Annotated in this window: 16 protein-coding genes; 4 read left to right on the forward strand and 12 right to left on the reverse strand. The window is 75.6% G+C overall.

Annotated elements, in window-relative coordinates; translation table 11 throughout:
* Window positions 1-114: 114 nt before the first annotated feature.
* Complete coding sequence (locus J7W19_RS31585) at window positions 115-1,323, forward strand: PucR family transcriptional regulator (RefSeq protein WP_152264656.1); 1,209 nt, start codon at window positions 115-117, stop codon at window positions 1,321-1,323.
* Here J7W19_RS31585 and J7W19_RS31590 read toward each other — a convergent pair.
* From J7W19_RS31590 to J7W19_RS31600, 3 genes are all read right to left on the reverse strand, one after another.
* Window positions 1,310-1,948, reverse strand: coding sequence for an HNH endonuclease family protein (locus J7W19_RS31590; RefSeq protein ID WP_004955188.1), 639 nt, complete (start codon window positions 1,946-1,948; stop codon window positions 1,310-1,312). The two genes, J7W19_RS31585 and J7W19_RS31590, sit on opposite strands and share 14 nt — an antisense overlap.
* A 257-nt stretch (window positions 1,949-2,205) precedes the next feature.
* On the reverse strand, window positions 2,206-3,708 hold the full coding sequence (locus J7W19_RS31595; protein ID WP_004955185.1) for an MFS transporter: 1,503 nt from the start codon (window positions 3,706-3,708) through the stop codon (window positions 2,206-2,208).
* A 306-nt stretch (window positions 3,709-4,014) separates the two neighbouring features.
* Complete coding sequence (locus tag J7W19_RS31600; RefSeq protein ID WP_004955182.1) at window positions 4,015-4,566, reverse strand: hypothetical protein; 552 nt, start codon at window positions 4,564-4,566, stop codon at window positions 4,015-4,017.
* Between the two features lie 100 nt (window positions 4,567-4,666).
* Between J7W19_RS31600 and J7W19_RS31605 the strand changes: the two genes are divergently transcribed.
* Window positions 4,667-5,596 carry a hypothetical protein gene (locus tag J7W19_RS31605; RefSeq protein WP_004955181.1) on the forward strand — a complete coding sequence of 310 codons (930 nt, stop codon included), beginning with the start codon at window positions 4,667-4,669 and terminating at the stop codon, window positions 5,594-5,596.
* Window positions 5,597-5,712: 116 nt separating this feature from the next.
* Entirely contained in the window at window positions 5,713-5,949 is a 237-nt protein-coding gene (locus J7W19_RS31610) for a hypothetical protein (RefSeq protein ID WP_004955178.1), read from the forward strand.
* A gap of 51 nt (window positions 5,950-6,000) precedes the next feature.
* Here J7W19_RS31610 and J7W19_RS31615 read toward each other — a convergent pair whose 3' ends face one another.
* From J7W19_RS31615 to J7W19_RS31655, 9 genes are all read right to left on the reverse strand, one after another.
* Window positions 6,001-8,202: a terpene synthase family protein gene (locus J7W19_RS31615; protein WP_004955177.1), complete on the reverse strand. Its 2,202-nt coding sequence runs from the start codon at window positions 8,200-8,202 to the stop codon at window positions 6,001-6,003.
* Window positions 8,203-8,400: 198 nt separating this feature from the next.
* A complete protein-coding gene (locus tag J7W19_RS31620; protein ID WP_004955174.1) occupies window positions 8,401-9,810 on the reverse strand; it encodes a family 2B encapsulin nanocompartment shell protein in 1,410 nt (469 codons plus the stop codon).
* Window positions 9,811-10,177: 367 nt separating this feature from the next.
* On the reverse strand, window positions 10,178-12,790 hold the full coding sequence (locus J7W19_RS31625; protein WP_004949791.1) for a condensation domain-containing protein: 2,613 nt from the start codon (window positions 12,788-12,790) through the stop codon (window positions 10,178-10,180).
* Window positions 12,787-16,950: an amino acid adenylation domain-containing protein gene (locus J7W19_RS31630; RefSeq protein WP_004949790.1), complete on the reverse strand. Its 4,164-nt coding sequence runs from the start codon at window positions 16,948-16,950 to the stop codon at window positions 12,787-12,789. Before J7W19_RS31630 ends, J7W19_RS31625 begins: the two co-directional genes overlap by 4 nt.
* Window positions 16,951-17,004: 54 nt before the next feature.
* Complete coding sequence (locus J7W19_RS31635; RefSeq protein ID WP_004949789.1) at window positions 17,005-18,162, reverse strand: acyl-CoA dehydrogenase family protein; 1,158 nt, start codon at window positions 18,160-18,162, stop codon at window positions 17,005-17,007.
* On the reverse strand, window positions 18,159-21,266 hold the full coding sequence (locus J7W19_RS31640) for a non-ribosomal peptide synthetase (RefSeq protein ID WP_004949788.1): 3,108 nt from the start codon (window positions 21,264-21,266) through the stop codon (window positions 18,159-18,161). The genes J7W19_RS31635 and J7W19_RS31640 overlap by 4 nt, the downstream gene beginning before the upstream one ends.
* Window positions 21,267-21,409: 143 nt before the next feature.
* On the reverse strand, window positions 21,410-22,678 hold the full coding sequence (locus J7W19_RS31645) for a hypothetical protein (RefSeq protein WP_004949787.1): 1,269 nt from the start codon (window positions 22,676-22,678) through the stop codon (window positions 21,410-21,412).
* Between the two features lie 69 nt (window positions 22,679-22,747).
* Entirely contained in the window at window positions 22,748-23,998 is a 1,251-nt protein-coding gene (locus tag J7W19_RS31650) for an MFS transporter (RefSeq protein ID WP_004949786.1), read from the reverse strand.
* Between the two features lie 329 nt (window positions 23,999-24,327).
* Window positions 24,328-24,837, reverse strand: coding sequence for a MarR family winged helix-turn-helix transcriptional regulator (locus tag J7W19_RS31655; protein WP_004949785.1), 510 nt, complete (start codon window positions 24,835-24,837; stop codon window positions 24,328-24,330).
* Between the two features lie 55 nt (window positions 24,838-24,892).
* Between J7W19_RS31655 and J7W19_RS31660 the strand changes: the two genes are divergently transcribed.
* Window positions 24,893-26,032: a questin oxidase family protein gene (locus J7W19_RS31660; protein ID WP_233478201.1), complete on the forward strand. Its 1,140-nt coding sequence runs from the start codon at window positions 24,893-24,895 to the stop codon at window positions 26,030-26,032.
* The last annotated feature ends 24 nt before the right edge of the window (window positions 26,033-26,056 follow it).

The raw sequence follows: 26,056 nt of genomic DNA on the forward strand, positions 1-26,056 counted from the left end.
GGTCCGTCCCGCCTCCCGTCCGTGGAACCGCTGCGTTCCGGCAGCGATCCTCACGGCGGCGACGTGCCCCGTCCACGGTGGTGCGCACGGGGTGAGTGCTGCGACCATCACGGGGTGACGAACGAACGCGAGCGGATCCGCCGGGAGCTGGTCGCCGACCCCCGCGTCGTCGAGGCCGTCGTCGACGCGGTGCACGAACGGGTCCCCGCCTACGCGGACCTGGACGACGGGCGCCGCGGGGAGGTCCGGGCGATAGCGGCCTGGGCGCTGGAGCGCTTCCTGCACCTGTGGGCCGTCGACGGCGACATCGGCCCCGCCGACCTGCGGCGCTTCCGCGGCATCGCGGCGGCCCGGGCGGCGGACGGCCGCCCGCTGCCGGCCGTGCTGCGGGCCTACCGGGTCGCCGCCGCCGTGCTGGTGGACGAGATCGCGGCCCGCGCCGCCCCCTCCTCCGCCGCCGACGCGTTCGCCCTCACCCGGCAGCTCCTCACCACCCTCGACACCCTGTGCGAGGTGATGGCCGGCTCCTACACCGCCACCAGCGAACGCCTGGCGGGCGACCGGGCGCAGGCGCTGCGCCTGCTGCTGGACGACCTGATCGCCGGCCGGCACGCCTCCGTCGGCGCGGTGACCGACCGGGCGGCCCGCCTCGGCGTCGAACTGCCGTACCCCTACTGCCTGCTGGCCGTCGGACCGGGCCGGGACGACCGCCCTGCGGACCCGGCGGAGCTGCTCGCCGCGCTCACCGGCCCGGCCGCCGGCACCCCGCTGGCCACCGCGCAGGGCCCGCGCACGGTGCTGCTGCTCCCGGCGGACGCCGCCGGGGCGGCCCCCGCGGTGCTGCGGGAACGCGGCCTGCGCGGCTGCGCGATCACCGGCGAGGGCCTGGACCGGATCGCCGTCGCCCACCGCCTCGCCACCTGCGCCCTCACCACCGCGCCGGAGCACGCCCACCGCCCCGGGCGGATCCTCACCGACGCCGACGCGCACGTCCTGGCGCTGCTCGCCGGGCACCCGGCCACGGACGCGGAACACATCGGCCGCCTGGTCCTCGGCCCGCTCGCCCGCCCCGCCCAGCGGCACCTGCTGGAGGCCCTCACCGCGTACCTCGACACGGGATCCGCCACCGCCGCCGCCCGCGGCCTGCGGCTGCACCCGCAGTCCCTGCGCTACCGGTTGCGCCGGGTCCGCGAACTGAGCGGCCGCGACCCGCGCGACCCCTGGCAGCGGCTCACCCTCGACATCGCGCGGACGGTGGCGGGCCCGCCGCCCGGACGGGACGACGGGCCCGGGGGAGGGGCGTTCCGGGTCAGCAGCCCTTGAGGACCGCCGCCAGCTTGTTCTTCTCGGCGCTGTCCACCGTGAGCTTGTAGTCGTGCTTGACGGTGACCCACATGCGCACGTACGTACAGGCGTAGTCGGCGCGCGAGGGCATCCACTTCGCCGGGTCCTTGTCGCCCTTGGCCTGGTTGACGCGGTCGGTCACGGCGATGAGCTGCGGGCGCGTCAGGTCGTTGGCGAACTTCTGCCGGTCGGCCTTGGTCCACTTGTCGGCCCCGGAGCGCCACGCCTCGGCGAGCGGGACGACGTGGTCGATGTCGATGTCGGAGGCGTCGTGCCAGGTGGCGCCGTCGTAGGGGGAGTACCAGGTGCCCTCGACGGCGGCGCAGCGGTCGTCCTGCTCGACGCCCTGGCCGTCGCGCTGGAGGACGACCTCGCGGGTGTTGCACTCGCCGTGCTGGGTGATCCAGTGCGGGAACTGGGCCCGGCTGTAGCCGTCGAGCGTGCCTTCCGGGCGGACGGTCAGCGCGTTCACGTACGAGCGCGCGGTGGCGGCGTCCACCGGGGCGGGCGGCGCGGCCTGGGCGCTCGGCCCGTTGAGGACGATCGCGCCGGTCAGGGCGGCGAGGCCGGCGGTGACGGATATTCGACGCGCGTAGAGACGCATGCGTGACGCTCCCGAGTGGTGGGTGGAGGGAATCGCGGATCAGGCTGATGGCACCGGGTGTCCGGGGGGTGAGTGCCGGGCAACACAATGACGGCGTGCGCATGTCAAAACAAGTGTTCTGAAAGTGATCTCACTCTCGAAAACCGGATCCGGCCGGGAAGGAGCCGGCGTTCGGGCATGCGAAGGGCCCGCACGCGGTGGTGTGCGTACGGGCCCGGTCGCCGTGTCCGGCCGGGGTCACCGGCCCTGACGGCGCGTCAGGGAGTGCCGGTCGGGGTGCCGGTGTCCGCGCTCGCGGCGGTGAGCGGGGTGGCGATGTCCTCCAGCGAGCGGCGTTCGGCGGGCAGCGCGAGGAAGCCCGCCACCACGCCCGCGACCGTCATCAGGCCCGCCCCGATCTGGAAGGCCAGCACGGTGTCGCCGACCACCCCGGAGCCGGTCAGCTTGGCGAACAGCAGCGGGCCGGTGATGCCGCCGGCGGCCGTGCCGACCGCGTAGAAGAAGGCGATGGCCAGGGCGCGCGTCTCCATCGGGAAGATCTCGCTCACCGTCAGATAGGCGCTGCTCGCGCCCGCCGAGGCGAAGAACAGCACCGCGCACCAGCAGGCCGTCATCGTGACCGCCGTCAGCGAACCCCGGCCGAACAGCCAGGCGGTGCCGAACAGCAGCAGACCGCTCAGCACGTACGTGCTCGTGATCATCGGCCGCCGGCCGACGGTGTCGAAGAGGCGCCCCAGCAGCAGCGGGCCGAGGAAGTTCACGAAGGCGATGACCGCGAAGTAGTAGCCCGTGTGGCCGGAGGGCACCGAGAAGAAGTCGGTGAGGATCGAGCCGAAGCCGAAGGTGATCGCGTTGTAGAGGAACGCCTGGCCGATGAAGAGCGCCAGACCCAGCGCGGACCGGCGGGGATAGTCGCGGAAGACGGTCCGCGCGATGGTCAGGAAGCCGACGCTACCGCGCCGGTGGATGGTGATCTCCCGGTCCACCGGCTCGCAGGCGCGGCCCGTGTCGGCGGCGACCTTCCGCTCGATGGAGTCGACCAGTTCCTCCGCCTCCTCGCCGCGGCCGTGGATGAACAGCCAGCGGGGCGACTCGGGGACGTTCCGCCGGACCAGCAGGATCACCAGGCCCAGGACGACGCCCAGCCCGAAGGTGAGCCGCCAGCCGAGCCAGGCCGGGAACAGGTCGGTGTCGAGCATGAGGACCGACAGCAGCGAGCCGCCCACCGCCCCGATCCAGAAGCTGCCGTTGATGATGAGGTCCACGCGCCCGCGGTACGGGGCCGGTATCAGCTCGTCCACCGCGGAGTTGATGGCCGCGTACTCACCGCCGATGCCGCAGCCGGTGAGGAAGCGGAAGAGGAAGAACCACCAGGAGTGGAAGGAGAGCCCGGTCATCGCGGTCGCGGCCAGGTACACCGCGAGCGTCAGCATGAACAGCCTTTTGCGGCCCAGCCGGTCGGTCAGCCAGCCGAAGAAGAGGGCGCCCGTACAGGCGCCCGCCACGTAGAGCGCGGCGGCGAGCCCGGTCACCTGGGCGGAGGAGATGTCGAGGCCGCTGCCGTGCTCGGACAGCCGGGAGGCGATGTTGCCGACGACGGTCACCTCGAGGCCGTCGAGTATCCACACCGTGCCGAGGCCGATCACCACCATCCAGTGCCACCGCGACCACGGCAGCCGGTCCAGCCGTGCCGGGACGGACGTGGTCACCGTCCCCGCGTCACCCCCCGCGCCGTCGGAACGCTGTTCGACCGTTGCCATGACGCACCTCCCGGACAGCTCGGCCGGAAACCCCGCGCTCCCGGCCGGACGTCCCGGCGTCTGCCCCCGGTGGTCGGCGGCACACCCGGTGACCTGCGTCGCGTGAGGCTCACGGGACGCGCGCGGCGAGCGCCGCGCGGGCGGGTGAGGCAAGGAACGTGCGTGGTGTCGTCGGAACCGCCCGGGAGCACGGCGCGTGCCCCGGACCCCGGTCCGGACGGAACCGGTCCTTCCAGTTTCCCTCGGAACCGGCCGGCGGCCCACCCGGGGAGCGGGGAGACGGCGGACGGCAGGGGTTCGCCGGGCTCACCGGACGAGCAGGTCCCCGTCCGGCACGTCCGCCACCGTCACCCGGGCACGGGGCTGCCCGAGCCCCCGGGCCACCGCCCGCGCCACGCCCTCGGCGTCGGGGCCCGAGGGCACCGGAACCTGCTCGTCCGGGCCGTACGCCTCGATGGCCCGGGTCAGGTACCCCGGGTGCCAGGCCCCGAGCGCGCCCCTGACCTCCACGGACCGCACCGACCGGTGGCCGACCCGGTCCCGCAGGGCGGGCAGGATCGCGTCCGAGCGCAGCTCGCCGGGCACCTGGAACAGGCTGGCGTGGGCGCCCACCAGCCCGCCGCCGGCCAGCCGCACGGTCACCGTCAGACAGCTGGTGACGCTCGGGTACAGCAGCGGCGTGCCCGGGGCGGCCTCGCGCACCTGGCCCTCGGTGATCCGGACGGCGTCCCCGGGGACGGCGTACGCGGCCCCGGCGCGCGTCCCGGCGGCCGGCCGGGCCTCGGCGGCGGTCGCGGTCGCGGCCGGCAGGGCCAGGGCGAGCAGGGCGGCGGTCACGGCGGCGGGCACGAGGCGCACGGGGGTCCTTTCACGGGCACGGAGGGGGCATCGAGCACAATAGTTCGAGTGCGGGTGCCGCCGGGCCCGTACCCCCGGCACGAGCGAGAGAGCACAGCGCATGGGCATCACCGTCGAATACGTCGCGTACCACGATGACGCGGACGCCGACGTCCGCCTGTACGAGGAGCTCTACGCCGGACTTCCGACGCCCGTTCCCGACCTGGGCCGCGCCGCCGCCGACCGCCCGGTGTGGACCGTCGTCGCCCGCCGCCCCGACGGCCGCCTCCTCGGCTGGGCCGAGGTCCACCCGCCGGCGGCCCGGGACGACGCCGACGCCGCGGACGTCCAGTGGCTGCTGGTCTCCCGGGAGCGCGAACGCCTCACCACCGGTTTCCACGCCCGGCGCGCCACCACCGCCGAGGAGCGGGAGACGACCGGCCGGCTGCTGCGCGGCGCCGCCCGCCGGGCGGCGGCCGACGGGATCCCGGCACTGGAGTGGACCGGCACGGACGCCGACGGCGTCGCGGCGGACCTCGGCGCCCAAGCGCGGGAGGAACCGGGCGGACGCTGGACCACGCCCGTCCCGCTGTCCGACTGGCGACGGCCCGCCGCCCTGCCGCGGGTGACGGCCCGTCAGGTCACCGTCCCGGCCGCCGCAGGCCTGCTCGCGGAGCACGCCCGCCTCTACTCCGAGGTCACCGGACGCCCCTACACCCCGCGCGACGCCGCCGAGGGGCTGCGCGACCTCCCGCCGCTCCCGCACCTGACCCTGGACCTCCTCACCCCGGCCGGTCGCACGGCCGCCCAGGTCACGGCCGTGCTCGCCGGCACGGAGGCGCTGGTCGACATCGTCTTCCGGAGCGCCGCGGCCGACGGGCCCGCCGTCGCCGGACTGCTCGCCGAACTCGTCGCCCGGCTCCGCCGCGACCACCCGCGGACCGCCCTGCTGGAGGTCCAGGAGCACGGCGACCCGGTCACCGCCGACGCCCTGGCCATTGCGGGCCTGCGGCCGGCCGAGCGGTGGTACCGCTACCGCCTGGAGCTGTGAACCGGGCCGCTCACGGCCGCCCGGCGCGGGCGTCCGCTCCGCCGGGCGGGTGCAGCCCGTTCGACGCGCCAGGCGGGCGCTTGCCAGCGTCCGCCCCACTCCGGAGCATGCGGCGCATGGCAGAGTGCGAAGTTTGCGGCAACGACTACGACATGGCGTTCTACGTCGAGACCCAGGACGGCTCCCGGCACGCCTTCGACTCCTTCTCCTGCGCCATCCACCGCATGGCCCCGATCTGCGAGCACTGCCGCACCCGGGTCATCGGGCACGGCGTGGAGGCCGACGGGCAGTGGTACTGCTGCGCCCACTGCGCGCGGGAGGCCGGGAAGGCGGGCATCGTGGACCGGGTGTGAACCGCCGCCGGGGGCGGGACGGCGCCACCGGCCGCCCGCCCCCGCCGCCGGTCAGCGCGACGCCCCCCAGGGGACGGCGGGCGCGAACGCGGACGGCTCCGCCGCCGGAAGGAAACGGAAGTTCCGCTCCAGGTCCTCCTGGCGGTACCGCCGGCACCCCCGGTGCCAGTTGAGGATCCCCGCCAGCCAGTTCTCCAGCTCCTTCACATAGCCCTCCAGCGCCGCCCGCGCCACCGGCCCCAGCCCGGCGTCCTCGTACAGCACCGGCAACTCGTGCATGGCCACGTGCCGGAACTGGCTCATCCGGCCGCGCATCAGATCGTCGACGATGGCGAGCGCCGCCCGCCGGTCGCAGCCGAAGAACGTCTGCACCACCAGGACGGCGTTGTGCACCTCACCCTCGTACTCGATCTCCTTCTGGTACGAGAACACGTCGTTGAGCAGCGTCGCGTAGTCGATCGCCGCGTTCTCCAGGGAGCGGACGGTGCCGCTGCGGTAGACCTCGTCCGGCACCGCGCGCCCGTGCCCGACGCGGCAGAGCGCGATGGTGAGGTCGGAGCCGAAGGTGGCGCGGCGCATCTCGATGTAGTCGACGGGCTCCGGGACCCGGTGCTCGGCCTGGTTCTGCAGCTCCCACAGCCAGCTCTCGAGCATCACCTCGACGGCGTCCCGCAGTTGGGAGCGGCCCGCGGCGTCCATCGGCCCGGCGGTACGCTCCCACAGGTCGGCGAGGCCGCGCTCCAGGGCGGTCGGCGGTACGGGCGCGGGCGCCCCCGCCGGGTCGAGCGGCATCAGGGTGAGCAGCCGGGCGTGGGCCAGCTTGGCGCCGGCCAGGTCGCGGGGCCGGCCGTAGACCACGGGGTAGTAGTCGTCGCCGTAGGTGCCCCAGGTCAGCCACTGCGAGGCCAGGTCGAGTTCCTCGGGGGTGGCGTCCGGGTGGAGGCCCGCGGCGCACAGCGGGAAGTCGTACCCGTACAGCTTGCGCTCGTCCCAGATGTACGAGGTCGGCACCCCCGGCTGCGGGGCGAGCATGCCCATCTCCCGGGCCCACGCGACGGTGTTCGGCCGGGAGCGTTCCAGGTGCGGGTTCAGCCGCAGGGTGAACGGGACGTCGAAGTCAGGGAGTTCGGACGGGCCGACGTGCTGGTGCGGAACGTGGGTGAGGGAGCGGAGGCGCTGGGCGCCGGTCGCCGCGAAGAGGTGCCTGAGGTCGAGGCCGGACGTGCCCGGGCCGGTGGGACCGGGCAGCCCGATCGGGGCCGCCTCCTTGTTCATGTAGCGGCTGGAGCGCATGTGCCACTCGTGGCCGCCGGCCTGCCAGTCCTGCAGGCCCTTGGCGTAGGCGAGCACCGCCCGGCAGTCGTCCGGGCCGAGCGCGTGGTCGACGAAGAGCTGCGGCAGTTCGGTGACGACCGTGTGCTCGAACTGCTGCATCCGGGACGTCAGCAGGTTGTTGACGGACTCGGCGGCCTCCTGCGTCCCGCAGTCGAGGAAGGTCTCCAACACCAGGATGCCGTTGGAGAGTTCGCCCTCGTCCTCGACCTCGCGCTGGTACGAGAAGATGTCGTTGCGCAGGTGCACCGCGTCGGCGAACGTGTCGGACAGCACCCGCATCGGGCGCGTGCCGGCCACGGACGCCGGCACCTCGGCGCCGGCCGCGTACTCCACCAGCCCGGCCGACCAGGGCGCGCCGCCCACCTTGCGGCGCATCTCGATGTACTCGACCGGGTTGGCGATCCTGCCCTCGTTGATGTTGGACAGTTCCCAGAGGGACTCGTCGAGCAGGTTCCGGGTGCTCTCCGCGAACCGGACCCGCCAGTCCGCGGACATGTGCGGGACCGTGCGCGCCCACAGGTCCGCCAGGCCCGCCTCCACCGGATGCGTCGGCTCGGGCACGGCGGCACCGGGGTCCATGGGCATGAACGCCGGGAGGCGGTCCAGGTAGGCGCGGCCGCCCTCGCGGTCCTGCGTCCGCTTGAACAGCTCCAGGAAGTGGTCGTCGAAGAAGAACACCCACACGTACCAGTCGGTGACCAGGGACAGCGCCGGGCCGTCGCAGTCGGGGTGCGTGTAGGCGCAGAGCAGGGCGTAGTCGTGCGCGTCGAGGTCCGCCTGGTCCCACACGCCCGACCCTTCCAGCATGCCCATCCCGCGGGCCCACTCCCGTGCGTGGGCGCGTGCCTCCTCCAGGTGGGGGTTGAGCCGGGCGGGGTGGTTCATGTAGAAGGCGGGCAGGGTGAAGGGCTGGGTCACTGCGAGACTCCTCGTCCGGTCCGCGCCGTGGCGGCGGCCGGCGCGTTCCTGATGCCGACGGGCCGGGCGGCCGTCGGCGACTCCTCGGCCGGAGCGGCGGCGCGCGGTCCGGCGCGGCACCGGCACGTCACCGGGCGGTGCCCGGGGGTTGCCGCCGGCCCCGGACCCCCGTCGGGGCCGGGGCCGGGGCGGGGTCGGTCAGCGCCACCGGCCGATCTCGACGTTCTCCAGCACCCCGAGCGCGTCCGGCACCAGCACGGCCGCCGAGTAGTACGCCGTCACCAGGTACGACATGACCGCCTGCTCGTTGATGCCCATGAACCGCACCGACAGGCTCGGCTCGATCTCGTCCGGGATCCCCGCCTGCCGCAGCCCGATCACGCCCTGCTCGGCCTCGCCGGTACGCATGCAGATGATCGAGGTCGTCCGCGCCTCGGTGACCGGGATCTTGTTGCACGGGAAGATCGGCACCCCGCGCCAGGTCGGGATGCGGTGGCCGCCCATGTCGATCGTCTCGGGCACCAGCCCGCGCTTGTTGAACTCGCGCCCGATCGCCGCGATGGCCCGCGGGTGGGCCAGGAACAGCTTCGAGCCCCGGCGGCGGCTGAGCAGTTCGTCCAGGTCGTCCGGGCTGGGGACGCCGTCGTGCGGCTGGAGCCGCTGGTCGTACTCGCAGTTGTTGAGGAGGCCGAACTCCCGGTTGTTGATGAGCTCGTGCTCCTGGCGCTCCTTGAGCGCCTCGACCGTGAGCCGGAGCTGCTGCTCCATCTGGTTCATCGGGTGGTTGTACAGGTCGGCGACGCGGGTGTGGACGCGCAGGATCGTCTGCGCCACGCTCAGCTCGTACTCGCGCGGGCGCTCCTCGTAGTCGACGAACGTCGCCGGGATGTCGGCCTCGCCGTGGTGGCCGGCGCGGAGTTCGATCTCCTTCTCGCCGTACGGGTTGGTCCGCTGGGCCGGCAGCGAGCGCACCCGCTCGACGTGGCCGCGGAGCGAGTCCGAGCGCTCCACCGCCTGGTCGAAGGCCAGCTTCGGCAGCACCAGGACCGTACAGGCGGTGGCGGCGCGGGCCGTGTACTCCCAGGTGCCGTCCGAGGTGAGCAGGGTGTCCCCGCCGAAGTGGTCGCCGTCCGCGAGCACACCGAGCACCGCGTCGTCCCCGTACGGGCCCTCGCCGACCTTCTCCACGCGGCCGTGCGCGAGCAGCACGACGCCGTCGATGGGCTGGCCCTTCGTCGCCAGGATGTCGCCCGGCGCGTACTCGCGCTGCTCGCAGCGGCGGGCGAGTTCGGTGAGCACCTCGGTGTCCTCGTACCCGTGCAGCGCCGCCAGTTCGCCGAGTTCGGCCGGGATGACCTCGACGCGGTCTCCCGTCTTGACGAACGTGACGCGGCCGTCGCCGACCGTGTAGGTGAGCCGCCGGTTCACCCGGTAGGTACCGCCCTGGATGTGGCTCCACGGCAGCATCTTCAGGAGCCACCGGGAGGTGATCTCCTGCATCTGGGGTTCGGACTTGGTGGTCGTCGCCAGATTCCGCGCCGCGGCCGTTCCGAGGCTCTGCTGCGGACGGTCCTGCTCTGCGGTGCGGTTCTCTTCGGCTACGGACATGTGCGTGCCTTCCCGGGTTGCATGGCGGTGTGCTCGGCATGGGTGTGCCTCGGGAAGACTTACCAACGCGGAGTGTGGTCGTATCCTCACACAAGTGAGTGAGATTACGGTGGGGGTTTCGAGGGGGGTGTTCGAGGTGACGGCGTGTGGTCGGGGAGTTGGGCCCCGGTCCCGCCCCTTCGCCGCTTCCCGGGGGGCAAGCCCCCGGACCCCCGAAACCGCGCTCCGCGCAGTTGTCCTCAAGCGCCGGACGGGCTGATTTCAGCCCGTCCGGCGCTTGAGGACGAGCGGCGAAGCCGCGATCAGGGGGGTCGGGGCGGCGCCCCGGAAGAAACGGCGAAAGGGCGGGACCGGGGCATCCCCCGCGTCAGCCCCGCAGCATCGCGGCCAGGACGTCTCGCCACCCCTCCCCGGCCCGGGGGACGAGCAACTCGGCCAGCGCCTCCGCCCGGTAGCGGTGGCGGTGGCGCAGGCCGGGAGCGGTGGTCTCCGCGGGGACCACGGGACCGGAGGTACCCAGGAGACGGACCAGCTCCTTGGCGAACTCGGCCCAAGACACGTGCCCGCCGATCGCGTTGACGACCCCGTCCACCGGCCGCTCCACACAGTGCGTCAACACCCGCGCCAGCGAGGCCGCGTGGATCCAGGGCGCCCCCGCCCAGGAATCACCCGATGCGGGGACGGCCCCGGCGGCCGGCAGGACGACCGGGCCGCCCGCCCGCGCCGCCTGGTAGAGATCACCGGTCGCGCCCCAGCGCAACTGGTCGCGCAGCCGCGGATGATCGCCCCAGACGATGGGCGCCCGGACCACACTGGCCCCACCGCCGGCGGCCTCCAGCAGCAGGCGTTCGCAGTCGAGCTTGCCCCGCCCGTACGCGCTCACCGGGTCCTCGGAGGGCGCGCCCTCCGGGACGTCGGCCACCGACGGCGAACCGTAGGCGTCGACGCTGCTGACGAAGACGAACGGCCCCGGACCCCGCTCCGCGAGGAGCGCCCGCATCGCGGCCACGTCCACCTCGGGGGCGGTGAAGGTGCAGGCGGAGTGGATGACCGCGTCCACACCGCGCACGGCGGCCCGCAGGCTGTCCGGGTCGGCCAGGTCGCCCTCGGCGATCTCGACGTCGGAACCGTCCGGCACCAGGTGCGCCGACTCGGGCCGGACGAGCGCCCGCACCGGGCGCCCGCTCGCGGCCAGTTCGCGCAGGACGAACGCGCCCACGCCGCCCGTGCCACCGGTGACCAGGACCGTACCGGCCCGGGCGGACGTACGCCGCCCGGCCGCCGGACGGGCCGCCGCCGCGCGCCGCGCCGTCCGCTCGTCGAGCAGCGCGGCCAGCGCCCGCGGCGTGCGGTGCTCCAGCACGTCGAGGCCGGTGAGCGGCGCGTGGAAGCGCTCCCGCAGCCGTTCGGCGACCCGTACCGCGAGCAGCGAGTGGCCGCCGAGGAGGAAGAAGTCCCCGTCGGGGCCCGGCCGTTCGCCGAGCAGGTCCGCGAAGACCGCCTCGACCTCGGGCGTCGGGCCCGGGAGGTCCTCCGCCGGCCGGGCCGGGGTGTCCTCCGGCGCGGCCCGAGGGACGGCGGCCGGGCGGCACAGCGCCGCGTTCCCGGACGCGGCCACGCCGGTCAGCAGGCCCGCGAAGCCGTCCAGCAGGGCCCGCGCGGCCCCGCCGTCCAGCCGCCCGGCGTCGTACTGCACCACGCACCGGGCGGGCCGCCCGTCCGCCGCCTCCTCCAGGAAGAAGCCGAGGCCGAACTTGGCCGTGCCCAGCGGGACGTCGACCGGAGTGCACTCCGCGTCCGGCAGCCGCAGCCCGACGGGACCGGACACGACGTCCGCCGTGACGCCGACCAGGGCGCCGCCGTCCGAGTCCCGGGCGGACGGGTCCAGCCGCCGTACGATCGCGTCGAACGGCACGTGCCGGTACCGCTGTGCCCGCAGCAGCTCGTCGCGCACCCGGTCCAGCAGGCCGGCGAAGTCCTCGGCGCCGGTGAGGTCGGGGCGGACGGGGAGGGTGTTGACGCAGAGGCCGACGAGGTTCCGGTCGGCGGCCCGGTCGCGGTGGCCGCTCGCGCAGCCGACGACCAGGTCCTCCCGGCCGGTCTCCGCCAGCAGGGCGCCGAAGGCGGCCGCCAGGACCACCGTGAACAGCGTGGCCCGGTGCGCGCGGCCGGCCTCGCGCAGCCCCTCGACGGTGCCGGCCGGCAGGAGGGCGGTGAGCAGGCGGCCCTCGCCGCGGGAGCCCCGGGTGCCCGGGGCGCCGTCCGCCGGGCCCGGGAGCGCGGGCGGGCGGGCCCCCGCGAGCCGCCGGGTCCAGTAGGCGGTCCCCTCCTCGTCCTCCGGCGCGGAGCGCTCCCGCCGGGCGAAGTCGGTGTAGCGCGGCGCCGGGCCCTCGGGGCCGTCCGGGCGGTCCTCCACGACCGCCCGGTACCGGTCGCCGAGCTCCCGTGCGATGATCTCCAACCCGCCGCCGTCCACGGCGATGTGATGCAGCGTCAGAAGGACGGTGTGGTCGTCCGGCGCGTGCCGGAGCAGCAGGGCCCGCAGGACCGGGCCCTCGGCGAGGTCGAAGGGGCGTTCCGCCTCCGCCCGCAGCAGCGGGCCGGCCGCGTCGGCGGCGGCCTCCACCAGCGGCACCGGTACCGGCGCGGGCGGCAGCACCTCCTGGTACGGCTCGCCGTCGGCCTGCCGGTAGCGGGTGCGCAGCACCTCGTGCCGGCGCACCAGCCAGTCGAGCGCCCGGGAGAACGCCTCCCGGTCGAAGGGGCCGCGGACGCGGGTGGCGAAGGGCACGTTGTACAGCGCCCCCGTGTGTCCCAGGCGTTCCATCAGCCACATGCGGTGCTGGGCGTGCGAGAGGGGTGCCGGGCCGGCGTCCCCCGGCGCGGGGCCGGAAGCCGGGGCCGTACGGGCGCCGGCGGCGCGGCGGCGGGCCCTGCGGAGCAGCTCCTCCTGGCGCGCCACGTCCTGTGCGGTGCTCACCGGCCGCCCTCCGTTTCGTCCTCGTCCGGGCCGAAGGCGGCGGCCAGTTCCCGCTCCACCAGCTCGGCCTGGCCCGCCACCGTGGGGGCGGCGAAGAACGCGGCGAGCGACAGCTCCACCCCCAGGTCCTCGCGGAGGTCGTCGACGACGCCCAGTGCGAGCAGCGAGTGGCCGCCCAGGGCGAGGAAGTCGGCGTCCGGGTCGGTGACCTCGCGGTCCAGGGCGCGGGCCCAGGCCGCCGCCACCGCCTGCTGGAGGGGCGTCAGTTCGCGGGCCGGGGCGTCCGCCGCATCCGGCGCGGCCAGGGGCAGGCCGGCGAGCGCCGCCCGGTCGACCTTGCCGTTGGCGGTCACCGGCAGCCGGTCCGTCAGCGACCAGGCCGAGGGCACCATGTGCGCGGGCAGCAGCCCGGCCAGGTGCTCGCGGAGCGCCGCCGGGGACGGGCGCGTGCCCTCCGCCGGGACGACGAAGGCGGCGAGCCGCGCGTCCACGGTGTTCGCGCCGCCGGACGCGTCCGGCCGCAGCACCGTCACCGCGGCGTCCGCGACCCCGGCGTGCGAGCGCAGCGCGTGCTCGATCTCGCCCGGCTCGATGCGGTAGCCGCGCACCTTGACCTGGTCGTCGAGCCGTCCGTGGAAGTCCAGCGTGCCGTCGGGACGGGCCGAGACCAGGTCGCCGGTGCGGTAGAGGCGGCCGTGCGCGGGATCGGCGGGGTCGTCGACGAACGCCTCGGCGGTGCGCTCCGGCTGCCCCAGGTAGCCCAGGGCCAGCCGGGAGCCGCCGATCCACAGTTCGCCCCGGACGCCGGGGGGCACCGGCGCGCCGTGCTCGTCGCGGACGTGCGCCGTCGCCCCGGCGATCGGCCGGCCGATGGGCGGCGGCGCCTCGCCGTCCGCCGGGAGCACCCGGTGCGCGGTGGCGAAGCTGGTGGCCTCGGTGGGCCCGTAGCCGTTGACCAGCTCCAGCCAGGGGTGGCGGCGCAGGACGGCGTGGGCGAGCCGGCCGGACAGCGCCTCGCCGCCGACGATCACGCTCCGGAGCACGCCGAAGACCGCCGAGCCGCGGGCCGCGAGGTGGTGGAAGAGGGCCGTGGTGAACAGGGCCACCGTGGCCCCGAGCCGCTCCACGTCCCGGGCCAGGTTCTCCAGCGACTCCCGGTCCGCGGTGGACACCACGGCGGCGGCGCCGTTGGCCAGGGCCGTCCACAGCTCGAACGGCGAGGCGTCGAAGGCGAGCGGGGAGTGGAAGAGGACCCGGTCGCGCGGGGTGACCGTGAGGAACTCCGGTTCGATCACGAGTTCGGCCGCGGCCCGGTGCGGGATGGCGACCGCCTTGGGCCGGCCCGTCGAGCCGGACGTGAACATGGTGTACGCGACGGCGTCCGGGTCGTACGCGCACGGCTCCGGCGACTCCCGCTCCCCGAGCGGGGCGCCCTCGTGGGCCGTACCGCCGGACGCCGAGACGGCCAGCGCGCGGGCGTCCGGCACCCCGGCCGCCTCCAGCAGGTCCTTGCCGCCCACCGTGAGGACCACTCCGGCGTCCGCCAGCATGGCGGCGAGGCGGGCCCGTGGGTAGGCCGCGTCCAGCGGAACGTAGTGGCCGCCCGCCCACCAGACGGCGAGCTGGGCCACCACGACGCCGGTCGAGTGCGGCAGCAGGACGCCGACCGCGTCCCCCCGGCCGACGCCGCGAGCGCGCAGCACACCCGCCAGGCGGCGTGCGGCGTCGGCCAGTTCGGCGTAGGTAAGGGTGTCGTCGGCGTCCCGCACGGCGAGGGCGTCCGGCGTGGCGGCGGCGTGGGCGAGCACGCGGCCGAGGACGCCGCCCGGGCAGCCTGCGGCCTGAACCGAGGGGGTCGTGGCCCGGGTCAGGTGGTCCGCCGTCTCAACCGGGTGGCCCGTGGCCTGAGTCCGGCGGTCCGCCGTGTTCGCCGGGTGGTCCGCCGTCTCGCCCGTGCGGTTCGCCGCCGGTTCCGCGGCCTGTACCGACGGTGCCGCCGCCGGCCCCCGTCGCGTGTCCAGCAGCGCGGCCAGGGTCCGCAGGTCCGGCTGGCGCAGGACCTCCGGTGCGCGCAGGCGGACGCCGCAGCGTTCCTCCAGGGCTGTCAGCAGTCGCGCGGCGGACAGGGAATCGCCGCCGGACGCCAGGAAGTTGGCGCCCGGGCCGAGGTCCGGGCGGCCCAGCAGTTCCCGGCACAGGCCGAGGACCAGGTCTTCGGCCGAACGGTTCGCCGTCTCGCCCGGGCCGTCCACCGCCGGCTCCGTGCCTGGGGCCGACGGCGCGGCCGCCGGCTCCTGTCGTGCGTCCAGCAGCGCGGCCAAGGCCCGCAGGTCCGGCTGGCGCAGGACCTCCGGTGCGCGCAGGCGGACGCCGCAGCGTTCCTCCAGGGCTGTCAGCAGTCGCGCGGCGGACAGGGAATCGCCGCCGGACGCCAGGAAGTTGGCGCCCGCGCCGAGGTCCGGGCGACTCAGCAGTTCCCGGCACAGGCCGACGACCAGGTCCTCGGTGGGTGACGACGCCTGAGCGGCCGTGGCTCCCTCGGGCCGGTCGGCGAGCGGGGCCGTGGCTCGGGTGGTCCGGTCGGCCCGCGGCGCCGTGGTCTCCTCCCGTCGTCCGGCGAGCAGCGCCTCGCGGTCCACCTTGCCGTTCGCGTCCACCGGGAAGGCGTCCACGAACCGGACCGCCGCCGGCACCGCCTGCTCCGGGAGCCAGCCGCGGACCGCGGCCAGCAGCTCGTCCGCCGCCGGAGCGGTCACGCCGGGCGCCGGGCGGACGTACGCGACGAGCCGGACCCCGCCCCCGGCGGCGGTGTCCGCCGCGACGACCGTGCGCAGCACGCGCGGGTCGCGCTCGAACGCCGCCTCCACCTCGGCCGGTTCGACGCGCACGCCGCGCACCTTCAGCTGGGCGTCCAGCCGGCCCAGGAACTCCAGCACCCCGTCCGGCCGCATCCGCACCCGGTCGCCGGTGCGGTACACCCGGTCGGTGCCCGTCACCCCGGCCGGCGGCGGCACGAAGCGCCGGGCGGTCAGCTCGGGGTCCAGGTAGCCGATCGCCAGCCCGTCGCCGCCGACCCGCAGTTCACCCGGCTCGCCGTACGGCACCAACCGCCCGTCGGCGTCGGTCACGCAGGCGACGACGCCCGGCAGCGGCGTGCCGATGGGCGGCGGCGCGGACGCGTCGGCGCCGTTCAGGGCGTGGGCCGTCACCAGGACCGTCGCCTCGGCCGGGCCGTAGTTGTTGTCCACGCGCGCGGTGACGTCCGGGCCGGGGACGCGGCGCAGCCGGTCGCCACCGGTGCTCAGGTGGCGCAGCGGCAGGTCGCGCGGCCAGGGGCGTTCGAGGACGAGCTCGGCCAGCGGGGTGGGCAGGATCGCCACCGTCACACCGGCGCGGGCCCACCAGTCCGTGAGCGCCCGCGGGTCCCAGCGGACGTCGTCGGGGGCGACGCTCAGCGCGGCCCCGGACGTCAGGCCCGCCCACAGCTCCATCAGGTGCGGGTCGAAGGCCACCCCGACCAGCAGGCCGTGCCGGTCGCCCGGCCCGCAGCCGGTGCGCCCGGTGTACCAGTCCAGGCGGGCGGCCAGCGCGGCGCCGCTCACCGCGACCGCCTTCGGCACGCCGGTGGTGCCGGAGGTGAGGACCGCGTACAGGGTGCCCTCGGGCGCGCCGCGCCGGTTCCCCGCGGTGGTGGTGGGGAACGCCGCGACGGGCTCCCCGGTGACGTTGGCCCCGGCGGCCGGGAGCGGCAGCGCGAGCGTGCCGGCCGCCCGGGCGGCGTCGGGCAGCGCGTCGGCCGAGCCGATCAGGCAGGTCACGCGGAGCACGTCGGCGACGGCGGCGAGCCGGCGCTCGCCGGGGCGCGGCCCGAGCGGCAGGTAGACGGCGCCGAGCCGGGCCAGCGCGACGGCCGTCGCGGCCAGGGCGGCGGAGCGGTCCAGGCAGACCCCGACCAGGTCGCCCGGCCGCACCCGGTCGCGCAGCGCGTCGGCGGTGCGGTCGGCCAGGGCGTCCAACTCGGCGTAGGTCCAGGTCAGTTCGCCGTCCTCGACGGCGGGTGCGGACGGGTCGCGCCGGACCCGGTCCGCGAAGCGGGCCAGGACGTCGTCCGGCCCGCGCTCGGCGCGCTCGGCGCCGTACGCGACAGATGCAGTGGTCATGATGTCCTCGATCGAGACGAAGAGAGACGCGAAGTTCGAAGGGGCGGGCGCCGGTCAGCCCAGCCCCATGGCCCGGGCGACGATCACCTTCTGGATCTCCGAGGTCCCCTCGATGATCGTCATCATCCGGACGTACCGGTACAGGAACTCCAGCGGATGCCCGCGCACCCAGCCCGTGGCGCCGTGCACCCGCAGCGCGCGGTCGACCACGCGGACGGCCGTCTCGGAGGCGGTGAGCTTGGCCAGCGCCGCGTTCTCCGGGGCCTCCACGCCGTCGTCCACCAGCCGGGCGCAGGCCAGCGTCAGCAGCTTGGCCGCCTCGACCTCGGCGCGGCTGCTCACCAGGTGCTCCTGGACGTGCTGGTAGGCGCCGATGCGCTCGCCGAACGCCCGCCGCTCGCGGGCGTACTCGACGCCGAGCCGCAGCGCGTACTCGGCGATGCCGTTGCACATCGCGGCCACCACCAGCCGGCCCCGGGACAGGCTGTCGATGCCGTGGCCCAGCGCCGCGCCGATCCCCGGCTCGCCGCCGACGACCGCGTCGGCCGGCAACTCCACGCCGTCCAGGACCAGTTCGTACAGCTCCTCGCCGGACATGCCCGCGTAGCACTGGCCGATGCGGAGCCGCGGGTGGTCCATCGGGACGACGAACGCCGTCGGCCCGGCCTCGGCCTGGGCCACGACGATCGCGAAGTCCGCGTGCCCCGCGTTGCTGACGAACGTCTTGCGGCCGGACAGCACCCAGCCGCCGTCGTCCCGCCGGCCGGCCGTGCTGGTCAGCCGGAAGGCGTCGGACCCGGCGTTGGGCTCGGTCAGCGCGAGGCAGCGCGTCGCCTCGCCGCGCACCAGCGGCATCAGGTACCGCTCGATCTGTTCGGGCGTGCCCTGCCGCAGCAGCGGGCTGGGCCCGTCCGACCCGGCCAGCGCGTACGGCGCCAGCGGGCAGCCGCTGCTCCCGGCCGCGTGGTGCAGCTGGACGACGGCCGTGAACGGCATGCCGGAGCCGCCCAGTTCCTCCGGGTGGTCGGCGGCGTAGAAGCCCAGCTTCGCCGACCGCCGCCGCACATAGGCCCGCAGGTCCGCCGGGGGCAGGTCGCCGCCCTCGGGCAGCTCGGCGGCCAGCGGCACCAGCTCGCGGCGGACGAACGAGGCGAACGAGTCGACGATCTCGCGGTGGTCGGCCTCCAGGACCGACGACGGGGAGGTGCTCATCGGACCGCCTCCGCCACCGCGTGCGCCTGCTCGGACAGGACGGGGTGCTGGAACAGCACCCGCAGCGGCGGACGTCCGCCCAGCCGCGGCTCCAGCCAGGCGGCCAGCTGCGCGGCCAGCAGCGAGTGGCCGCCGACCTGGAAGAAGTGGGACGACGGGGTGAACCGGTCGTGGCCCAGCACCTCCCGCCAGCCCTCGGCCAGGAGTTCGACGGCCGGGTCGGCCGTGGTCTCCGGCGTCTCCGGAGCCGCCTCCTCGGCGGTCTCCGCGATCCGGGCCAGCGCCGTCCGGTCCGGCTTGCCGCCGGACAGCAGCGGCATCGACTCCAGCCGGATCCAGCGGGACGGGACCAGCGCGGCCGGCAGCCGCCCGGACAGCGCCCGGTGCAGCGCCACCTGGTCCGGCTCCGCGCCGCCGTCGAGGAAGCCGACCAGGCACGGACCGGCCGCCGAGCGGCCCAGCGCCACCGCGCAGGACCGGCCGCCGAGCTCGGCCGACGCGGCGGCCTCGATCTCCTCCAGCTCGATGCGGTAACCGCGCAGCTTGATCTGGTTGTCGTGCCGGCCGAGGAACCGCACCAGCCCGTCCCGGCCCACGAAGCCCAGGTCACCGGTCAGGTAGACGCGCTCGCCGCCGAGCGCGGGCACCCGGACGAACCGGGCCTCGGTCGCCTCCTTGTTGCCCAGGTAGCCCTCCGCCAGGCAGGCGCCGGACACGGCCAGCTGGCCGACCGCCCCCGCCGGCAGCGGACGCAGCCCCGCGCCCAGCACGTGCACCCCGACGCCCGGCAGCGGGCCGCCCAGCGGCACCTCCGCCGCGTCGTCGAAGCCCTCGCGGACCACCTCGTGCACGGTGGACGTGATCGTCGCCTCGGTCACCCCGTACGCGTTGAGCACCGTCGCGTCCGTCGCGTCCAGCACCTCGCGCAGGGCCGCCGCCGGCAGCCGCTCGCCGCCGGCCACCAGCAGCCGCGGCGCCCACATGCCGTCGCGCAGCGCCTCCGTCAACTCGGCGCGCGTGGCCAGGAGGTAGCTCGTCGGCAGGTTCGCCACGGTCACCCGCCGCGAGGCGAGGACGGCGACCAGCTCCGCCGCCGTCGGCACCTCGCGCTGCGGCAGCACCAGGCAGCAGCCGGCCAGCAGCGACGGCAGCACCTCCTCCAGCGCCACGTCGAACGACGGCTGGGCGAACACCAGCACCCGGTCCTCCGGCGACAGCGCGTACCGCTCCGCCGCCACCCGGGCGTGGTGCGCCAGCGCGGCCCGGCCGACCACCACGGCCTTCGGCAGGCCCGTGGAGCCCGACGTGTGGATGACGTACGCCGCGTCCGCCAGCGGCTCGGCCGGCTTGGCGGCCGGGAAGTCCGGACCGTCCAGCAGGGCCAGCGGCAGCCCCTCGGCGGGGAGCGACAGGGCGCTCTCCCGGTCGGTCAGCACCAGCGCCGGGCGCAGCCGGCGCAGCAGCGTCTCCAGCCGGTCCGCCGGGTCGTTGGGGGAGAGCGGGCAGTACACCGCGCCCGTCCGGAGGCAGGCCAGCAGTGTCACCACGCTGTGCACGCCGCGCGGCAGGACCGCCGCCACCGGCTGCCCGCGCCGCACTCCGGCGGCCGTCAGCCGGCCCGCCAACTCGTCCGCCATGCTGTGGAGTTCGCCGTAGGTGAGCTTGCGGGCGCCGCTCAGCAGGGCGACGCGGCCGGCGCCGTGCCGGGCGAGCGGGTCCAGCACGTCCTCGACGTCGCTCGCGGGGACGGCCACGGCCTCGGGCACCGGCTCCGGGTCGAGGGCGGCGGCCGGTGCCGACGGCGCGTCCAGGTAGGCGCGGATCAGGCGCAGGAAGCGGTCGGCGAGCAGCCGGGCGGTCTCCTCGTCGAACAGGTCCCGGTCGTAGTCCCACACCAGGGTCATCCCGCCGGCCCCCGAGCGCGGGCCGACCGTGCGCCGGTCGTCCGGGATCAGCACCAGGTCCAGGTCGAAGCGGGTCGTCCCGGTGTTGAAGCCCTCGAACAGGGAGACGTCGAGACCCGGCACGTCGGTCTCCGGCAGCACCGCGTCATGGGCGCTGAACATCACGTCGAACAGCGGGTTGTCCGCGCCCGAGGTGTGCAGGCCCAGCTCCCGCGTCAGCACCTGCACCGGCACGTCCTGGTGCGGCAGCGCCCGGATCAGCCCGTCGGTGACGTCGTCGACCAGGGCGTCGGCGCCCGCCTCCGGGTCCAGCCGCAGCCGCAGCGGGATCGTGTTCACGAACATGCCGACGGTCTCCTCGAAGCCCGCCGGGCGGTTGCCGACCGCCGTGCCGACCACCAGGTCCGTCCGCCCGGCGTACCGCCGCAGCAGCTCCGCGAAGAGGGCCAGCAGCGTGGAGAACGGGGTGTGCCCCTGAGACCTGCTGAACTCCCGCAGCCGCTCGGCCAGTTCGGGATCGACCGTCTGCCGCAGCTGCGCCCCCGCGTGCCGGCGGCGGGCGCCCGGCCGGGTGAGGCCGGGCAGCGGCAGGTCGAACGTGGCGCCTTCCAGCTCGCCCCGCCAGTGCGCCAGCCCGGCCGCCCGCCGCTCCTCGCGGCCCGGCCCGGTGGCCGCCGCGATGTGCTCGGCGTACGAGGGGGCCTCGGGCAGGACGACGGGCTCGCCCGTCAGGTGCGCCCGGTAGACGGTGAACAGGTCGCGGAGCAGGATCGCGAACGAGTGCCCGTCGTGCACGAGGTGGTGCTCGACGTGGACCAGCCGGTGGTGCCCGTCGCCCAGCCGGGCCAGGGTCCAGCGCAGCAGCGGCGCCTCGTGCACGTCCAGCGGTGTCTCCGCCTCGGTGCGCAGCAGCTGGGCGAACGCGGCCTCGGGATCGTCCTCGCCGCTCAGGTCGACGGTCCTCAGGCGTGGCGGACAGCTCTCGCGGATCCGCTGCCCGGGCAGGCCCCCGGACGTCTCGACGAGTTCGAGGCGGAGCCCGGGGTGCCGGTCCAGGACGGCGGCGAGGCCGGCCCGCAGGGCGTCCTCGTCGAGGTCGCCGCGCAGGTCGAGGGTGGCGGTGAAGTTGTAGGCGCGGCTGCCGGGGAGCATCTGCTCGTGCAGCCACACGATCTCCTGCGAGGTGGAGAGCGGGAACACGGTCTGCCTTTCCGTAGGGGTGGGGGATGAGGCGGGATTCCGAGGGGTGCCGGCGCTGTTCCGTCGGGTGGGACGGGAGCGCGCCGGGGCGGCGGCCGGCCGGTGGGCCGGGGCGCCGGAGCCGGTGGGTGAGCGGGGTGGGGTCAGGCGGTGGCGAGGACGGAGACGAGCGCCGCGAAGGCGTCCTCCGCCCGGTCGTCCGGGACGTCCGAACGCCGCCACGCCATCCGGACGAGGACGTCGTCGCCGTACGAGACGGACACCGCGAACGGCGCCTGGAGCGGCCGGTCGTCGAGGTGCGTCTCGCGCCCGGTGGCGCCGCCGAGCCGCAGCGGTGGCCGGCGGCCGAGGTCCTCGAAGGTCAGCAGTCCGTCGAACCGCCCGGACCAGGGGACGCCGGCGCCGCGGGCCGCGTGCACCACCTCGTCGAAGGGCGCGTCGGCGTGGTCCAGGTCGTCCCACCAGGCGGCGGTGCGCGCCTCCGGGCCCTCGGCGTCGGCCGGGTGGGCGACGGTGTTGAGGAAGCAGCCCAGCACCGGCGCCGCGGCGGCCGGCCGGCCGCCCCACGGGTAGCCGAGGGCCGGGACGTGCTCCGCGCCGTACAGCGTGCGGGCGGCGCGGGCGCAGGCGTCGAGCGCGGCGGGGAAGGCCGCCGCCCGGCCGTCGCCGGCCGGAGAGGGCAGCCGCAGCCGGGTGCTTCCGGTGCCGGTCGCCTCCGGACGGCCCGCGAGCGGGGGCGGCGGGCGCAGGCCGGCCAGCCGGCGGGCCCAGTAGGCGCGGGCTGTGGGCGCGGACGCCCGTTCCTCCGCCGCGAGTTGGAGCTCCACGGCCTCGCGGTAGGCGGCCGTCCCCTCCGCCCTCCGGGTTGCCGGGACGTCGTCGGGGCCGAGCCCCTCGGCGTAGGCGTGGGTGAGGCCGTCGGTGATGCCGCCGAGCGACTGCTCGTCGCAGACGGCGTGGTCGAGGACGAGGGCCAGGACGTCCTCGGTGCCGTCGCCCGTGGCGAGGAGGAACCGCAGCGGCGGCCCCTCGGCCGGCCAGTCGGCCAGGGCCCGCGGCAGCACCTCCGCCGCCGTCGCCCCGGGCGGCACCGGGACCTCGCGCACCCACCCCTCGGGCTCGCCGATCCGCTGCACGGGCACGCCCCGGACCACCTCCGGGCGCACCCGCAACGCCGGGTGCAGAGCGGCCAGATGACCGGCCGCGGACTCAAGCCGCGCGGTGTCGACGGCCCCGGCGGGGAAGGCGAAGAACAGGGGGACGAGCGCGGGCCGCCCGGCCGGGTCCAGCCGGCGGGCGAGGAGGAACCTCCGCTGGGCCCCGGTGACGGGCAGCGGCGCACCGGAGCCCTCGGAGCCGGTGAGGCGGCGGTAGCGGTCGAGATAGGAGGAAGTGATGCTGGGGGACTGCACGGTGACCTCCCGCGCGCCGGGAGCGGCGCGGCGGTTCGAAGGGCCAGGGGTATCGGAAAGGGGGAGGGCTCAGCCCGCGACGGGGACGGCCGGCAGGTCGCGCAGCCGTCGGAGGGGCGAGAGCAGGAGGGGCAGCGGCACCAGCAGGAAGCCCGCCGCGCACAGCCAGACGGCGGCCCGGGCGCCGTACGCGCCCGCGACGGCACCGCCGACCAGGGCGCCGAACGGCATGGTGCCCCACACGACGAAGCGCAGGGTGGCGTTCATCCGGCCCAGCAGCGCGTCGGGGCAGAGGAGTTGGCGGAAGCTGACCTGGGCGACGTTGTAGACCACGGCGCCGAAGAAGACCACGGCCTCGCCGACGGCGAACCAGGCCGCCGCTGCGCCGCGCCCGGCCAGCGGCCAGAGCAGGGCGAACGGGCCGGTGAGGAGCGGGGCGACCCAGATGACGCGGGCCCTGCCGACGGCCCGCCCGAGGACGTCCGCGCACAGCGCCCCGCCGAGTCCGCCGACGGCCGCCGCCGACAGCATCAGACCGACGGCGCCCGCCGGCAGGTCCAGCACCCGGACCAGGAACACGGTCTGGACGGCCGTCAGCATGGCGGCGAAGAAGTTCGCGACCGCCGTTGAGCAGGCGATCATGCGCAGGGCGGGGTCGCGGAAGACGAAGGCGAGCCCTTCGAGCACCTGGGCACGCAGCGGCTCGCCGGTGGCGGGGGCGGGCGGGGGCTCGGGGGTGCGGATGCCGCGCAGGCAGAGGGCGGAGAGGAGGTAGCCGACCGCGTCGGCCAGCAGGGCGAGCGGCGCTCCGGCGACCTGCACCAGGACGCCGCCCACCCCCGGGCCCGCCATCTGGGCGGACGAACGGACCGTCTCCAGGGCGCCGTTGCCCGCGACCAGCTTCTCGCGGGGGAGGAGGGACGGCAGGTAGCTCTGGTGCGCGATGTCGAAGAAGACCGTGGCGACGCCGGTGATCAGGGCGACCAGGTAGAGCTGGGTCATCGTCAGGACGCCGGCCCAGGCGGCGAGCGGCAGTGCCGCCATGGCCAGGGCGCGGACGACGTCCGCGCGGATCAGCACCGGGAGCCGGCGCATCCGGTCCACCCAGGCTCCCGCCGGCAGGCCCACCAGCAGGAACGCGGCGGTCTCGGCGGCGGTCAGGATCCCGGTCTGCAGCGGGGAGGCGTCGAGCTCCACCACGGCGACCAGCGGCAGGGCCACCAGGGTCACCTGCGCGCCCAACTGCCCCGCCGCGGCGCCGGACAGCAGCAGCCGGAAGTCCCTGCTGCGTAAGAGGCCGCCGCCGCTCTCGGACGTCATTGACAACATTTGACAGAGATTTGGCTACGTCGACGGGTTCAGTCAAAAACTGCGGCTATTTCCGGTCAGTTGTGTTCGGATTGCGGACAGTGATGACAGGCTGGCGGACGTGGGTCCGGTGAACGACTTCGGTCCGTCAGGCGAACGACACATGACGTGACGCCTGGTGCGCTGCGTGATCGACGGGGGGAGCGGTCGGGAGCGGTCCGAAAAGGGGTGGGTCGTGCGGATGTCCGGATTTCGGTGCCCGGGTCGGTGTTTCGGATCGGGTCGGATCCGGGTTCGGGTCCGGTTCTGGGCCCGGCGTGACCGTCGGGCCTGACGTCCCCTCAGTCGTTCTGCACCTCGTGCGCCCAGGCCGTGAGCCCGGCCACGAACCCGGCGCGCTCCACCGGGTCGAGCGTGGCCAGCGCGCGCAGCAGCGGCCCGCCGCGCCGGACCATGAACGTCTCCAGCGGGGCCCGGTACGCCTCGGCCAGCGAGACCAGGACGCGGCGGCGGTTGGCCGGGTCCTCGGTGCGCTCCACGACGCCCGCCCGGTGCAGCCCGCCGACGAGCTCGCTCGCCGTGGGCAGCGAGACGTGCAGCCGGCGCGCGATCTCGCCGACGCTCAGCGGCCCGGCGGTCAGCAGTTGCGGCAGCACCGCGCCGTGACGTGCCGTCAGGCCGTGGCCGTCCATGGCGTCGCGCAGCGGCGCCGGCATGAGGTCGCGCACCGCGCCGGCGCGGAAGTAGGGCTCCAGCAGCGGGACGAGGCCGACGACGAGGGTGTCGTCGGAGGGGTGGGGCGCGGGGGCCGGGGTGGAGGCCGGGTGTGGGGGAGATTCCGCTTGCTGCATACTGTCGAGTGTAAACGGTTCGGATTCACAAACTATTCGGAACTCCGAAGGGTTGGTGTCCCACGTGTCGCCGGTCACCTATCACGACGCCGTCAACGACGCCCTCGAACGGCTCGACGATCTCGGTTACGAACGAGGCAAGGGCGTCGACCTCGCCAATCACGGGCCGATGGGGGCGGAGGCGCTCGCCCTGCTGGGCCACGAGGACGAAGTGGCCCACTGGGTCGCCCGCTACCGCCGGGTGATGGAGCATCACGAACCGCCGTCCGAGCGCTTCCCCCTGTCGGCGGACGAGAGCTCGTGGCGCCCGGCGCTCGGCGACTTCGGCCGGGCCGGCGACTGGGAGTCCCTCTTCGCCCGCGAACTGGCCGAGGCGCACTGGCGGGACGTCCTCGCCCGCTGGTGGCCGCGGCTGCTGCCCGGCCTGTTCGCCGGCCTCACCCACGGCCTGATCCGCACCGCGCACGCCGTGCGCGGACTGTCCGCCGCGGGCGACCGGCCGACGCCGTACCAGCACCGGGAACTCGCCCGCGGCCTCGCCTACTGGGCCGCCCGCTACACCGAACTCCCCGGCACCCCGCGCCTCGCCGGGACGTACACCGTCCCCGCCGCCGTCGCCGCCCTGCCGCGGACGGCCGAGGACCGCCCGTTCGACGCGGCGGTCGTCGGCGGCCGGTTCGCCGCCCTCGGGGGGCTCCCGGCGTACGGGGACGCGCTGGAGTGGCTCGCCCCGGAGGAGGCGGTGCACCTGCTCGGCGAGATGACCTGCCAGTTCGCCGACGTCTACCTCGGCCACCCCGAGGTGTTCCCGGTACCGCTCGTGCACGGCGTCACCGCCCCGGCCGCCGTCCGCCTCGTACTGCCGCACCTGCCGCACGAACTGCACGGGCCCACGGCGGCCCGGCTCTGGCAGGTGCAGTCCGCCTTCCTGCTGGCACTGACCACCGACCGGCGCGGCGAGGGCACGGCGGCGTGGCGCGAGGAGGTCCCGGAGCTGCCGCCGACCGGCGAACTCGCCGCCCGCGCGGCCGAACACGGCGACGAGCACGTCATCAAGTTCACCGAGGCGTGCCTGCGCGAGTACGCCCTGCGGCCCGACCTCCGCTACCTCGCCGCCGCGGCCGTCGCCCAGCGGCGCATCCCCCGCCTGGACGAGGGCGGCGGCGTGAGCCGCGTGCGGCCCGGCACGGCCTGAGCCGAACGCCCGGGGACCTTCCCG

The sequence above is a fragment of the Streptomyces mobaraensis NBRC 13819 = DSM 40847 genome (genome assembly GCF_017916255.1).
In the GTDB taxonomy this organism is placed as follows: Bacteria; Actinomycetota; Actinomycetes; order Streptomycetales; family Streptomycetaceae; genus Streptomyces; species Streptomyces mobaraensis.

Excerpts from the sequence above, each read along its gene's own strand:
- J7W19_RS31595 (WP_004955185.1), bottom strand. The coding sequence starts at position 3,708 with ATGGCAACGGTCGAACAGCGTTCCGACGGCGCGGGGGGTGACGCGGGG.
- J7W19_RS31590 (WP_004955188.1), bottom strand. The coding sequence starts at position 1,948 with ATGCGTCTCTACGCGCGTCGAATATCCGTCACCGCCGGCCTCGCCGCC.
- J7W19_RS31605 (WP_004955181.1), top strand. The coding sequence starts at position 4,667 with ATGGGCATCACCGTCGAATACGTCGCGTACCACGATGACGCGGACGCC.
- J7W19_RS31610 (WP_004955178.1), top strand. The coding sequence starts at position 5,713 with ATGGCAGAGTGCGAAGTTTGCGGCAACGACTACGACATGGCGTTCTAC.
- J7W19_RS31620 (WP_004955174.1), bottom strand. The coding sequence starts at position 9,810 with ATGTCCGTAGCCGAAGAGAACCGCACCGCAGAGCAGGACCGTCCGCAG.
- J7W19_RS31650 (WP_004949786.1), bottom strand. The coding sequence starts at position 23,998 with ATGACGTCCGAGAGCGGCGGCGGCCTCTTACGCAGCAGGGACTTCCGG.
- J7W19_RS31635 (WP_004949789.1), bottom strand. The coding sequence starts at position 18,162 with ATGAGCACCTCCCCGTCGTCGGTCCTGGAGGCCGACCACCGCGAGATC.
- J7W19_RS31630 (WP_004949790.1), bottom strand. The coding sequence starts at position 16,950 with ATGACCACTGCATCTGTCGCGTACGGCGCCGAGCGCGCCGAGCGCGGG.
- J7W19_RS31655 (WP_004949785.1), bottom strand. The coding sequence starts at position 24,837 with ATGCAGCAAGCGGAATCTCCCCCACACCCGGCCTCCACCCCGGCCCCC.